At 53.2% G+C, this 13,390-nt stretch carries 13 protein-coding genes; 9 read left to right on the top strand and 4 right to left on the bottom strand.

What is annotated here, in order from left to right; translation table 11 throughout:
- The first annotated feature begins 4 nt into the window (after positions 1–4).
- From JMJ04_RS15295 to rpe, 3 genes are all read left to right on the top strand, one after another.
- Positions 5–1,282, top strand: a complete 1,278-nt coding sequence (locus JMJ04_RS15295) for a glucose-6-phosphate dehydrogenase assembly protein OpcA (RefSeq protein WP_201371322.1) — start codon at positions 5–7, stop codon at positions 1,280–1,282.
- Between the two features lie 158 nt (positions 1,283–1,440).
- The gene (gene pgl / locus JMJ04_RS15290; protein WP_201371321.1) at positions 1,441–2,187 is read left to right on the top strand and encodes a 6-phosphogluconolactonase; all 747 of its coding nucleotides are present in this window, start codon (positions 1,441–1,443) and stop codon (positions 2,185–2,187) included.
- A 19-nt stretch (positions 2,188–2,206) separates the two neighbouring features.
- Positions 2,207–2,875 (top strand): ribulose-phosphate 3-epimerase, encoded by a 669-nt coding sequence (rpe, locus tag JMJ04_RS15285; RefSeq protein ID WP_201371320.1) that lies wholly within the window; start codon positions 2,207–2,209, stop codon positions 2,873–2,875.
- A gap of 427 nt (positions 2,876–3,302) precedes the next feature.
- Here the strand turns inward: rpe and JMJ04_RS15280 are convergent, their stop codons facing one another.
- The 3 genes from JMJ04_RS15280 to JMJ04_RS15270 form a co-directional block, all read right to left on the bottom strand.
- Positions 3,303–3,698, bottom strand: coding sequence for a response regulator (locus tag JMJ04_RS15280; RefSeq protein ID WP_201371319.1), 396 nt, complete (start codon positions 3,696–3,698; stop codon positions 3,303–3,305).
- 18 nt (positions 3,699–3,716) lie between these two features.
- Positions 3,717–5,306, bottom strand: coding sequence for an RAD55 family ATPase (locus tag JMJ04_RS15275; protein WP_201371318.1), 1,590 nt, complete (start codon positions 5,304–5,306; stop codon positions 3,717–3,719).
- Between the two features lie 1,240 nt (positions 5,307–6,546).
- A complete protein-coding gene (locus tag JMJ04_RS15270; RefSeq protein WP_201371317.1) occupies positions 6,547–6,747 on the bottom strand; it encodes a helix-turn-helix domain-containing protein in 201 nt (66 codons plus the stop codon).
- A 313-nt stretch (positions 6,748–7,060) separates the two neighbouring features.
- On the opposite strand from JMJ04_RS15270, the gene JMJ04_RS15265 reads away from it, so the two are divergent.
- The 6 genes from JMJ04_RS15265 (at position 7,061) to JMJ04_RS15240 (ending at position 11,745) form a co-directional block, all read left to right on the top strand.
- Positions 7,061–7,573, top strand: a complete 513-nt coding sequence (locus JMJ04_RS15265; RefSeq protein ID WP_201371316.1) for a hypothetical protein — start codon at positions 7,061–7,063, stop codon at positions 7,571–7,573.
- Positions 7,574–7,599: 26 nt separating this feature from the next.
- A complete protein-coding gene (locus JMJ04_RS15260; RefSeq protein WP_236038034.1) occupies positions 7,600–7,974 on the top strand; it encodes a hypothetical protein in 375 nt (124 codons plus the stop codon).
- Positions 7,971–8,399: a hypothetical protein gene (locus JMJ04_RS15255; RefSeq protein ID WP_201371315.1), complete on the top strand. Its 429-nt coding sequence runs from the start codon at positions 7,971–7,973 to the stop codon at positions 8,397–8,399. Before JMJ04_RS15260 ends, JMJ04_RS15255 begins: the two co-directional genes overlap by 4 nt.
- A gap of 58 nt (positions 8,400–8,457) precedes the next feature.
- Positions 8,458–9,831 (top strand): baseplate J/gp47 family protein, encoded by a 1,374-nt coding sequence (locus tag JMJ04_RS15250; protein WP_201371314.1) that lies wholly within the window; start codon positions 8,458–8,460, stop codon positions 9,829–9,831.
- A gap of 48 nt (positions 9,832–9,879) precedes the next feature.
- A complete protein-coding gene (locus JMJ04_RS15245) occupies positions 9,880–10,560 on the top strand; it encodes a transposase (RefSeq protein WP_201371313.1) in 681 nt (226 codons plus the stop codon).
- Between the two features lie 237 nt (positions 10,561–10,797).
- Complete coding sequence (locus tag JMJ04_RS15240) at positions 10,798–11,745, top strand: P1 family peptidase (protein ID WP_201371312.1); 948 nt, start codon at positions 10,798–10,800, stop codon at positions 11,743–11,745.
- Between the two features lie 855 nt (positions 11,746–12,600).
- Here the strand turns inward: JMJ04_RS15240 and JMJ04_RS15235 are convergent.
- A complete protein-coding gene (locus tag JMJ04_RS15235; protein WP_201371311.1) occupies positions 12,601–13,236 on the bottom strand; it encodes an NUDIX hydrolase in 636 nt (211 codons plus the stop codon).
- Positions 13,237–13,390: the final 154 nt, after the last annotated feature.

The raw sequence follows: 13,390 nt of genomic DNA, 5'->3' as shown, positions 1-13,390 counted from the left end.
GGGAATGACGAAGGCATCCTTTGAAAATCCAGGCGTGCATCTCCCCTGGGCAGGTAAACCGGTACGCATAGAAGAAGCCGAGGAGATTCTCACCTCACTCTGGCACCTGTCCGCCGACAACGTGCGCATTAGCCAGAACGTGAATGTGCGTGCTAGTGTCCTCAATTTTGTCATCTGTGCACCGGACATAACCACAGCACAGCGCGCTAGCTCACTTCTTCGCGAGCTCTGTAGTACCCATATCGCGCGCGTCATACTGCTCATCCTTGATACCAGCGAGAGTTCACCCACCGAGGTCAGCACGTGGGTGACCCTCCGCTCGTTTCCAATCATCTCCGATATCATGCGCCACAACTTTGAACAGATTACGATCATGCTCAGTGGGTCCGCTCTTCGCTCTGCAGCTACGATCATCCAGCCCTTACTCAAACCAGAGCTTCCCATTTATCTGTGGTGGCTCCAGGATCCGCCCCGTGATGAGACCCTCTTTTCGCGCCTGGCTCAGACAAGCAATCGCGTCATTGTCGACTCCGAAAGCTTCCTTCAGCCAGAGAATAGCCTGGCTCGCCTGGCAGCGCACCTGCAAGATACGGCAGAGAACTCCAGATGGGCACTCAGCGATCTTAATTGGGGACGCATCACGCCCTGGCGTCAACTGGTCGCGCAATTTTTCGATGTGCCCACCTATCAAGACTACTTGAGCGGTATCTATCAAATAGAGATTGAGCACGCCATCTCACCCACCAGGGACACCACTGGCGCAAACGGCAGCAGTCCCACGACTCCTACCGTCAATACGACGCGCGCTCTCCTCTTTTCCGCCTGGCTACTCAAGAGCTTGAACTGGCAGATCGATACCGCCAATGAACGGAACCAGCATCATCCAGAGACGGGCGAGCATTCCTGGCATACATCACACGCCACGGGCAAGCTCCAATTACCAGGCACAGATGAACTCCTGGTTCATAGTGGGCGTGGCAGTATTACCATTCGCCCTCGTGTTGAACCCGCGCTCACACCTGGCTCACTCTGCCTGGTCCGTATCTTAAGCGCCCTCGATGATAAACATGCGACCTTTGCCATTGATCGCGCCGATGGCGCGGAATATGCGATCACTTCGGTCGAGCTTCCCGAAGGCACACGCCATCAACGCACCGTTAGCCTGGGGCAAAGTTCCTCGCGCATAGCCAGCACCTTGCTGCACGATGAGCTAGAGATTCTGGGACATGATCGCCTCTTTGAGGCCGCGCTCAATGAAGTCTATAGACTTCTTGTAGAATAACAACAGGCACGTCTGGTATGTGGTGAGGTGCAGTCTGGCTGCCAGACTGCACCTCACCACATACCAGGGCGAGCGCCGCAGGCGTGAGACGCCACGCGCCATGCTAAAAAGTTGCACATCGTGTACTACTCAGTCAGCTTTGTAGGAGAGAAACAAACATGCAAAATAGACATATCTCCGTCTACTCCAGCCTGGACACACTCAGCCAGGCAGCGGCTCGCTACGTTATTCAAGTCGCGCAAGAAGCCATCGTCTCTCATGGGCGCTTCACCTTTGCGCTCTCAGGCGGCAATACCCCTAAAGCACTTTATAAACTGCTCGCCGCCGAACCCTACACCAGCCAGATTGATTGGAACCTGGTCGATATTTTCTGGTCTGACGAGCGTTGCGTCCCACCCGAGAGCGAGGATAGCTGCTACCGCCTGGCGATGGACACCATGCTGAGCAAAGTTCCCATTCCCGCCAGCCAGATTCACCGTATGCACGCCGAGGAGAAGGATCGCGATGCAGCCTCTCAAGCCTATACTGAGGAGATGCGCCGTGTCTTTGGCACCTCTGGCATCCCCGCCTTTGACCTGATTCTCTTAGGCATGGGACCCGAGGCCCATACCGCCTCCCTCTTCCCACACCAGCCCTCGCTTCAGGAGCGTGAGCGCCTGGTCATGCCTGTGAGCGTGCCCAAGCCTCCCCCTGCGCGCCTGACCCTTACGCCTCCTGTCTTGCAGGCTCCGCGCCATGTGCTCTTCCTGGTCACGGGCCAGGATAAGGCAGAAGCCGTCAAAGAAGTCATTGAAGGGGCACGCAACCCCGACGAGTACCCAGCGCAGCTAGTCCAGCCCACACAGGGTGATGTGACCTGGCTCTTCGATACCGCGGCGGCCTCACAACTCACGCATAAGGCGTAAGAAAGAAGGAAAAAGAAGCATGGTCGAGATCGTTCCTTCCATCCTCTCCGCCGACTTTACCCGCCTTGGGGAGCAGGTCCGCGACGCCGAAAGGGGTGGGGCCGGGCGTATCCAGATCGATGTGATGGATGGGCATTTTGTGCCCAACATCACGATGGGTCCCCTGGTGGTCGAGGCGGTCCGCCGCAGCACCAGCTTGCCCCTGGAGGCCCACCTGATGATAACCAATCCTCAGGACTATATTCAGACCTTCGCCCAGGCAGGCGCTGATGTCATTATCGTGCATCAGGAAGTCTGCCCGCACCTGCACCGCGTCATCCAACATATCAAAGCCGCAGGAAAAAAGGTTGGTGTCGCGCTTAATCCCTCCACTCCCGTTTTCCTCTTAAAGGACATGCTCTCGCTGCTCGATATGGTACTTATTATGACGATTAATCCCGGCTTTGGAGGCCAGGAGCTTATCCCTGAAACCTTGCCCAAAATCGTTGAGCTGCGCCGCATGCTGGCCGAGCGTCACCTTTCCTGCGATATCGAGGTCGATGGAGGTATCTCTGAGAAGACCGCGGCAAGCGTTGTCAAGGCGGGAGCCAATCTCCTCGTCGCCGGCTCCTCTGTCTATAACCAGCGCGAAACGGTCAAACAGGCCATTGAGCGCCTACAGCGAGCCGCAACCAGCGAGAAGCTCTAAACAGCGCCCCTCCCACGCGCATGCTCGTACGCTGGAAGTTCCTCCCCAGGTCTACCTGGGGAGGAACTTTTGCTTGTATACTAAACTAGAGTTTAGTTTTTATAGCGTTTTATGACAAGGTTTTGAACCTGAAAAACCATCCTTGTAGCTTTGATGAAGGTATGCTTCTAGAACCTCACGACTTGGAGAAGCTACTGAACGGCATCCAAGAGTTGTTGGAGATGAAGGGAATAGCGGTCGCAATCTAACCAAGTTCTTGAGAATAAGGAGGAAGAGGCTGAAGCGGTGCGGTTTCACTTCAGTCTCTTTTGAGTTCTCTCATGATGAACGCTTCAATTTCTAGGAGAAGGAAACCTTCCTTCTGTTCTTGGCTTCTACTGCATTGGGGCAACTCCAAGCAGAGAAGGCATCCACGTGAGGAGAGAAACTAGGAGGATGCAGGTGAGGGAAGGAAGCGGTGAATGAGTTGCTCAAGCTGATGCAACTTAAATGGTTTAGAGATGAGAGCGTCTACAAGCAAAGATAACTCAGGCCACATGTCGGCTGCGGTGAGTAGTACCATGTGCGGCGGCGCAATTCCCCTTGCGCTTGCTTCCTCACGTAACCCTTGCACCACACCAATCCCCCCCATAATGGGCATCATCACGTCCGTGAGTACAAGCGCCGGCCAGTGCTCACGGGCGAGGTCGAGCGCTTGTTGTCCATTAAAGGCGACCAGTGACTGGTACCCAAGGCTCTCGACCACCACCGTCAGGATTTCGGTAATCGGGATATCATCGTCAACGATCAAGACGATGGGTGGTTCGTATATTTCCTCATGCAAGTGTTACATCCTGCTTTCTTAGTGTCGCTCTTGCTCTGAAGGTGAACTCCTCTGTGGGGGGGACTCCCTCCGTTGGATTGCTGCTTGCTGCTCTGCTAATTTGATCAAAATGTCCCGTTCACTCTCATTGGGTGTCAGCACACGCACCCCCTCGGGCGTCGCAATCAGAAAATCACGGAGCGTTTCATCGTGGGCGGAAAAGCGCATCTTCGGAACGGAGAGGATGCGATGGAGTTTCCCTTGATAGATGAGGTGCTGCATGGACACCACATTTTCTGCAAGCACTGTCAGTTCATTCACGGAGAAATCCGGTTGCGTGATGACGCCTTGCGTTGGCTCTTTGATGGCAAGCAGCGTCACACCCCGTTCACGTAAGAGACTCAGGAATGCTGCGAGATAATCGGGAACACGTTCGGCTCCACTGCTCCTTTGGATGGCTCGCTCCCATTCAGCAATGCTATCAATGACCAGACGCCGTGCACCTGTTTGCTCTAATGCAGCAAGCGTCTCTGTGGCGACATGATCGGGGTCCAATTCAACCGAATCCCAGTGGTGGACGGTCAATCCCCCTCTTGCAGACAAAGCGTGCTGCAACTGTTGGCTCCACGCAAAGTCCTCCGATTTTTGAACCAACTGATCCGCTGTCTCTCGAAAGCCGAGAAACACTCCCGGTTCTCCCTCTGCCACGCCAGCAAGGAGAAATTGGAGCGCGAGAAGTGTCTTGCCCGTTCCTGGACTCCCAATCAGGACAGTCCCTGTTCGCCGGGTCAGGCCACCGCCAAGCAAGGTATCGAGTTCGGGCAATTCAAAGGTCGCTCGTTTCGCTGGCGTCGCTGAGAGCGTTTTCTTGTTCCAGCCCACCTTGAACGGATGCCTGAGGCGGGTTTCCAATCGAGGGAAAACGTGTACCCCTGTCTCGTTGAGCGCCAAACCGTGGAGGCCTGGTAATGCCGCTTTCCCTCGTACTTTGAGCACCTCAAGAGCCCGATGAGTGCGCACGCCGAGCAATGTATTGTAGAGCCCGATGAGCACATCCGCAGTGGTCATCTCTGGAAAGAGCGTTGTATCGCGGGGATCTGCCTCCGCTGTGACGAGTGAGGTTGTGCCCAACATACTCAATTGTGTTCCAAGATCGTAGAGGAGACGGCGGGCGGCAACAAAATCGGTTTCCTCGCCACGTAACCCTTGAAAGCCATCAAGCACCACGACACTCGCCTTCATACGATGCACTTCTGCCACAATCGCCTTCCCAGTTATGGGACCTTCCGGTGGGAAAAATTGCTGCAAGCTGAACACTTGTACAGTGCGACCAACGAGGTTTGGCGCAAAGAAGCTATAGGAACGCAGATGATCTAAGAGCTTTGTCGTTGGTTCAGACAGTGCTGTCAAAAAGAGAACTTTCTCCCCACGCTGAGCTGCGGCGAACGCGATCTGACTGGCAAGCGTGGTTTTCCCACTTCCAGGTGGTCCAAGAATAACCGTTAATGCTCCTTTTGGAAGCCCTCCATCTAACACCAGATCCAAATGAGGGATCCCTGTCGGCTCAAATGGTGATGGTGGAGGAACCATCGGGACCGATGTCGCATCAGGGGGGAACGAATCCATCATGCTCTCTTTCTCACTCGACAAATACAGACACTACAGTATATCACATGGTTTCTCGTTTGACGAGAGGACAGTTGCTTGCATCACGTCCATGCGATATGATTAGCGTCCTTGAAACGTTGTCGCATGGAGGGAAAAAAGGCATCAGGCGGTCTCTACCTCTTTGTTCACTGCTTCAATTAATGTAGTAAAATGTATGCATGCATAGCCTTACCACATCTTTCGTTGTTCCTGCTTCGCTCCCAGTTGCGCTCACACCGAAGTCTAAAGCTCATCATTTATGGACTTGTATCTCTGCTCATCCATTCGGGGCCCAAAAAATTCGATACGGTAGACACCATCTGGACATATGATCTCATGATAGTAGCAGAACTGGGGGAAGATGCTGTGGAGATCACTCCGGTCATGCGCCTCCTGCGATGCCAGGAGAGCAAAGCCCTGTATTGCCTTGGCCCTGTCTGAATACTCATGGACTTGCCCATCAGCAGCAATCACGGTGTAATGGGTCGTATAGGGAAACTGCATACAAGGGCGAAGGAAGAGAATATTACTGTGCGTGCTGCCATTGAGAAGCGTGGCAACGTACGAAGAGAACCAGGCTCTCCAGGAAGCATTTGCAGCATGGCCTCGTTTGGGGTCGAGATAGCTGGCATTGACCTAATTTGAGAGAGGCTTGAAAGTGGGAGAAGCCATATCACATACTGCGGGCTTGATCTGCTATGAACGTAGAAATCGAGTCAGGCCAATCCCATTTCATTGATGAAAGTGAGCGTATAGAACCTCACGACGTCGAGGGCATCCTGAGTGATATCCATGAATTATTCGAGAAAAAGGGAATAACTGTTATCCTCTAGCGGAGTTTTAGAGAACAATAAAGAGGCTAAAGTGAGAATACAGTACTTCAGCCTCTTTATTGTTCTCTAGCTAGAGTAGAATGTGCAACCTACGGTAAGCCAACCCTATCTATAGCCATTACGAACCCCATAGGCAATCGCTCTATGATGTCCCTCTCTTATAGAAACAGTCATGGGGATGTGCAGGCATGCCTGATGGTCTCTTCCATTTCACTGATATCACACATGATGTTATACGAGAATACTTCCTCGCATGTTGACAAAACATACACATTCTTCTAAATGCTTCCAGGGATTTCAGTGACCTGCCAAGAGATAGGGCAAAAGGAGCAACTTGGCGGTCAAAGGCTACAGGTTGGGTTTGCAAAAAATTAGAGCTATCAAAAAGATTAGCTCTCTTTGTTTTTTCTTTTCCCTGTTTTTCTACGTTGTAAAAAATCATTTAAGTCATCAATTGAAATGCGATATTCGTTCCCGATATCAATAGCAATAAGCTCCCCCGACCGTATCCAGCCACGCACTGTTTCGGCATGGACTTGTACTCTCTCTGCGACTTGTGCGACAGTCAACAACTTGCCCTCTTGACTCATGTTCTCTTACCTCTTGAGTATTTGATTAATTTTAGCGCTTGACTGTCTAGACGTCAACTAGGTGATGTAGAATGAATTATAATTGACTTAAATTGCTTTTGACTTGACTAAATGGCATAAGACCGTGTAAGATTGTATCAAATGGTAAATCGTAGGAGGTGATTAACAGAGCGATAAGAAAAGCTGGCTCCCTGTCTTGCACACAGAGAGCCAGCTAGTGAGAACACACAAAACCCTTGATAGCCGATTCTGGAGTTCTCTGCGCTCAGAATAGCGCATGGATGCTCCATAGTCAAGAAAGAGAAGACGACGAATGATCTCTCATGGAGCTTCAACAGCATTGCATGCCCGCTGCCAAACCGATGTACCGGTAAATGTTTCCAACATCGCCTTCTTTCGCGGTGTGCAGTTGGGATATCAGGCTTATCAGAATGAACACACCCCTCTTAGTGAGCATGACCTTTACGAGCGCCTCATCTACCGCTTGCTCGCCTTTCCCAATTCTACTTATGAGAATACAGGGTGGATAGTTGGATGGGTAAAGGGATTACTTGAGGATTCAGCGTCTCAACAGCCTCCCTCTGCTTCGGGTGACATTCACTCCGAGGCGTTAGCATCCTATGCCGACAACTTTGTCCCTGTCATTCCCAGTGACCACCTGCTCCACAGTACAAGCCGCCCATTTTGTTATGACTCTTCGTGGCAAGGGCACGAAGACGAGAGCAATATTGCTCTTGTTGCTGAATATGTTACCAATGGCCTCATGACCCCGCCAGGTTTCATGTACCTCGTTGGCCTGCCTATGTCGGACTGGCAGGCGTCTTGATGGTTGGGGGATGGCTTAGCATTGGCATGGGACAACAGGCATGGCAGGGGTGGCAAGACGACCTGCATTATGGACGCCCCCGTACCTACCAGATTGACGCCGTTGTCGGCCATAACCACGATACGAGCGCAACCCCATCGCATTTCATTGCGCTCAATCTTCATGGCCAGATTACCGTCATTGAGTTGCCAGCAGGCGACCCGAGCAAAATACATGTTTACAAGACAGGCATAGCATTGCTAGGGAGCAACCAAGACTTGACCCCGGCGCAGGTCGCATTTAAAGACCTGGACGGAGACGGCAAACCGGACATGGTTGTCTCTGTTGGAGATCAAAGCATTGCCTTCAAGAACCAGAACGATGTGTTTAGCCCAACACCTATGAAAGAGGTCAAAGCGTGATTGCCACACTAGCATACCCCATCCACGACAAGCAACCACCGCGCCCCCAGGAGAGCGGCCTCAGGGGACCTCGCCGAACCATGCGCATGTTGACTCAACGGGTTAACGAACTTCAGGGGATCACCTTTAGCGGAGAAGATGAATACGTCGTGATCTCTTGTGCAGAGACCATTACAGCCACCCTTGCCCTGAACTTACAAACCTCATTCCAGGCAGAGCGCCCAGTACAAGCCGTATTAGTCTCCCATGGCAAAACCAACACGTCGGGCAATGGCTATATTGTCATTCGTTGGCGTGGAACTGTCCCAGAACGCTTCTTCGACCAGCTCGACCAGCTCAACAAAGAGATTCTCTTCTATACTGCCTTTAGCGCCGGACCCCTCGACACTTGTAGAACACCATGGGATGGCATCCCAAACGCCTAATGTCTCAGGGAAGAGTCTCATCAACCTGTACTCTTCTCCTTCCTGTTGGAGGGACCCCATGCAAGACAAGCAGATGCAGAACGACTTAGACCAGCTTCTACGCGAGCTTGACCAAGAGCAGCAGCAGACGCACACGACGGACGACATACCACATGTAGAAGCTAACCAGGAGTACGACCGCGAGCGCCGCATGTATGACATTGAGATCCACATTTACCCAAGAGAGGAGCAAGAGCCAGAGGAGCCAGCCAACACCGTTGAAAGTTTCCCACCCATCGACCAGGAGCAAGAGCCACGAGGGAGGAAGCCTCTAGCGTGGGCAAGGAAGCACACGCGCCCCCTTGGGCTTATCAGCCTCATAGTATGCGCTTGTACGCTTGTTGTTAGCTGTCTGGGATATCTGTTGCCACTCTGGACGGTGACCACGACAGTAACGCTTGTGCCAATCACACGCACGATAGAAACCCGTCTGACAGTCACAATCGGGAGCGCTGACCCAAACCATCACCAGGCGCCAGGAAGGGTACTTCCCACCGTCACCATAAGCCAAGCGCGTACTGTTGCCACCACCGGGAAAGCGCACCAGGACGCCCAGGCATCGCACGGATACATTACCTTTTACAACGCAGCGACCTATGCGCAGACGATACCAGAAGGAACCCTTGTTACCGCAGCCAATGGGGTGCAAGTGGTCACTGACCAGGATATTACCGTGAGCGCGGCAAGCTATCCCACCTTTGGGCAGGCGAGTGTTAGCGCCCACGCGACCCAGGCAGGACCAGTAGGCAACCTCAAGGCAGGCGCGGTTTATGGTCCCTGTTGTCGCGTCAATATCTCCGCTGTCAACGGAGCCTTTAGCGGAGGACAAGACGCACGCGACTATCAGACCATCACGCAGCACGACATCGACGCTGCAAGCGCGAGCCTGAAAGCCAGCCTTGACCAGAGCACTACCGCAGCACTGCAAACGCAGGTTCAGACCACAGAAACGCTTGCCACGCCACTACATTGCCAGCAGAAGACGAGCGCTGACCACCAGCCGGGAGAGGAGGCTGCAAGTGTTCATGTGACCCTGGACGAGACGTGTACTGGCATTGTTTACCAGACACAAGCCCTTCAAACACTCATCACCCAGGCACTCACCATTCAGGCGAGACAGCAGCTAGGAGCAGGATACGCACCGGGTGGAGACGTTCACATCATCACCACGGCACAGGGGACAATGACCATTCAGGCGACTGGGACAAGCACGTGGGTGTATCAGTTCTCCCATGCCGAACAGGAGCGCATGAAAGCCAGTATTGCAGGCAAGAACCCGGCTCAGGCGAAAAGCCTCTTACTAGCGCGATCAGGGGTGCAGTCGGCCTCCTTCTCCAACAATACAATCTTGCCAGATGCTCGACATATTCGCTTTGTGTTCATCACCTATTGAGATAAACAGGACCAGCAGAGCAACAAACACAGAAAGGAGGTGAAAACAATGCAACATGTGATTGACAAACATGATCCTCGCTACAGTCTTATTGACGAAGTGGCCTTCAAGTCGAAGAACTTGTACAATGCAGGCAACTACGAGATCCGTCAATCCTACATTCACACCGGGAAGTACCTCAACTACAACGAGGTGCAACGGCGGATGCAGTCGCATGAAGCCTACAAAGCGCTCCCGGCAAAGGTGAGCCAGCAAGTCCTCATGCAACTGCATCACGATTGGGAGAGTTTCTTTAAAGCGCGTGATGCCTACACGCTCGACCCTTCCAAGTTCTTCGGGCGTCCCAAGTTGCCAGGATACAAACACAAGACGGAAGGCCGTAACATGCTCGTGTACACCATCCAGGCCATCAGTCGGAAAGGCTTAAAGCGTGGCATGATTCAACCTTCGATGCTGGCGATTGAGGTGCGCACAAAGCACCAGGACGTTGATCAAGTCCGCATCGTCCCACGTAAGGGTTTTTACGTGGTGGAAGTGGTCTACGAGAAAGAGGTGAAACAAGCAGCAGTCAATCCTGCCTACTACGCTGGCATAGATATTGGCATCAATAATCTGGTAGCGCTAACTTCAAACAAACCTGGCTTCCGGCCAGTCCTTGTTAACGGGCGCCCAGTGAAAAGTGTGAACCAATTCTATAACTGGCAACATCATCCGCAAAGTAGCCCCTGACGCCTTCGGGTTAGAGGGGGTAGAGGGTGGTAAAGGGGCGCTTGCATCCCTGGTAGTCCATCCGGTGAGGATTGTCGTTCCCCTCACAAAGCCAGAAAGCAAGCGGAAAGTAGCTAAAGCAAGCGGTCAATAGTGCGCAAGATTTCGTTACACCACGCTCTGGTTTTTGGAACTATAATAGGCATGTCTCAATCTATCGAATCTTTTTCCTATTACGCACAGAATGGAGCAGTATTTATGCATGACGACATCACCGATATCCCCGGCATCCGCGTCGGACATGACACAGATCTCACGGCAGGGACAGGGTGTACCGTTCTTCTCTGCGATAGTGACGCCGTAGGCGGCGTCGACGTACGTGGCAGCGCTCCCGCCACTCACGAGACGGATCTCCTCAATCCAATTCATATGGTAGACGAGGTTCACGCCGTTCTACTCACCGGCGGAAGCGCCTTCGGGCTACAGGCAGTGGCTGGCGTCATGCGCTATCTTGAGGAGCAGCACAAGGGCGTGGATACAGGAGTTGCACGCGTACCAATTGTCCCCGCAGCCGCCATATTTGATCTCGCCTTCGGCTCACCACATATCCGTCCAGACGCAGAGGCAGGCTACCGCGCCTGTCTGCAAGCCAGCGGCGACCCGGTTATCCAGGGAAATGTAGGCGCGGGAACCGGGGCGACCGTAGGCAAGCTGGTCAGCCCCCTGCTCGCGATGAAAGGTGGCCTGGGATCAGCGAGCACACGACTGCCTGATGGCACGCTTGTAGCAGCCCTGGTCGTAGTCAACGCGCTGGGCAATATTCATGATCCAGAGACGCAGCAGGTCATCGCAGGCACACGAGAACTCCTGGGATCTGACACACTTGCCGCCAATCCCTTTAGTAACACGACAATAGCCGCGATTGCGACCACGGCCTCGCTGAACAAAGCGGAGTGTACCAAAGTCGCGCAAATGGCGCACGATGGTATGGCCCAGGTCATACGCCCGGTGCATACCATGTTTGATGGCGACGCCATCTACGCCCTGGCGCTTGGTCCACGCGACACACCACGGCTCCCTTCAGCGCAAGCAGCGCAGCGCGTCAGCATTATAGGAGCTGCCGCAGCCCAGACGCTCGCACGCGCCATTATCAAAGCCATTCGTCACGCCCGAACGCTCCATGGCATCCCCGCCGCTCAGGCATAAGTAAGCACCAGCCCCTTGAGTGACTCCCCAAAGAAACGCGAAAGGGGCTTCCTTTTTCAGGGCGCACGCTCCTTCTCCGGCGCAAGAGAGACCAAAACCCTCCTGGCAGGTACCTGCGCAACAGCGGATATGCGATATTCTGCTTACACGCCTCGGCCTGATTTTTTCAATTGTTATTTTGCAGCGATAGCGCTTCTCTCTCTTCTCTTCGACTATATGCAATTTCTAGAGTAAGATAGTAGCTTTACAAGCCTGGTATATCAATACGACAAAAATGTCCGCTCTCCAGCTGCGACAGGAAGCGAAAAGAACGCATTATATATGAGAAAAACATCGCGTGCACAACGCTTTTTTGTCCTGGCTGTACCAACGGGCTACTACTCGCGTAGTGCTCGGCATAAGGGGAAACAACGCCTGGCGTAGTGAGCATTTCGCTCTTTTGAGGTAGCATCCAGCGAGAGTGAAGCAACGTATTGGCCAGTTGCACGTTCGCTTTGGTCACACAGAGAGTGGGGGTGAGGGGAAAAGGAGGATAGGTTGAAGGGGTATCAACAGGCATCGAGTGTGATTGAATGGGGAGTCTCTGCGGCCAAAGTTGTGCAAACTGGGCATCGGACGTTGGCAATGTCACTGTCTTCTCCACTTGGGGTGCTACAGACCAACCTGCCTTCTTATGCGAAAACCAACGTCGCTCTCGCGACTAGCGCTTACGCGCTCAGGTTTTCGGAGAGGCACTACGTCAAGAGACATCGTACGACGAACGCACTACAAGCCATCGCATTACATTCTTAATTGTAGTCAAAACAGAGGGATTAGCAAGAGTAATAGAACTATTTGGTAGCTTTCCTGGCTTTCCTAAAAGGACGATCCGGCATCGTGGGTATCCAGGATCGAGAGCAACGCGGCCAGGATACGTCCTGTCGCGCCCCATATACAATACGTTCCGTAATCGAAAAAGTAGACAGCGCGTGTCTTCTCTCCACGCGTCCAGTACTCCACGCGCTGGATGGCGGGATCGGCCAGGGCGCGCAAGGGCGCGACGATCAATTCGGCCACCTCGCTCTCCTGAAGCCGTAACTCGCCAGGCCCCTGGTGAAGATAGCCGACCACAGGCACAATCAAAAAGTTACTGACCACTGTAAAGACTGGTGGCATGGCGCCCAGAATCTCAACGCGTTCAGGCGCGAGGCCAATCTCTTCCCAAGCCTCGCGTAGAGCGGTTTCAACGGGCGAAGCATCTTGAGATTCGGCGCTTCCTCCGGGAAAGGCAATCTCGCCGCTGTGCGCGCGGAGCGTGCTGGCACGACGAATAAAAAGCAGTGAAAGCTCGCCTTCATGTTCGAACAAGACAAGCAAGACCGCCGCCTGACGCGCCCCCGGCTGATGACCTTCCAATTGATCATCTAAGAAATGAGCGTGTTCAGGCGCCTCCAGATAGGTGCGCAGGTGTGTAAGGAGCAGGGTGCGCTCCTGTAGAACTCTTCCATCCATATCTCTATTTTAGCATACCCCTGCTCCTGAGCGCCGCACACGTCCACTATCTTACCATTGAGATCATTGAGGCGAGCTTGCAAGGCGAAAACTTTTCATGATGAGTGAGGAACGGATGGCCTTTATGAGGTCCGGTTTGTCGCAATGAAAGGGG

The sequence above is a fragment of the Ktedonobacter robiniae genome (assembly GCF_016587375.1).
Classification (GTDB): domain Bacteria; phylum Chloroflexota; class Ktedonobacteria; order Ktedonobacterales; family Ktedonobacteraceae; genus Ktedonobacter; species Ktedonobacter robiniae.
The sequence above is the reverse complement of the archived record's forward strand: the minus strand, read 5'-3'. Positions and strand labels throughout refer to the sequence as shown.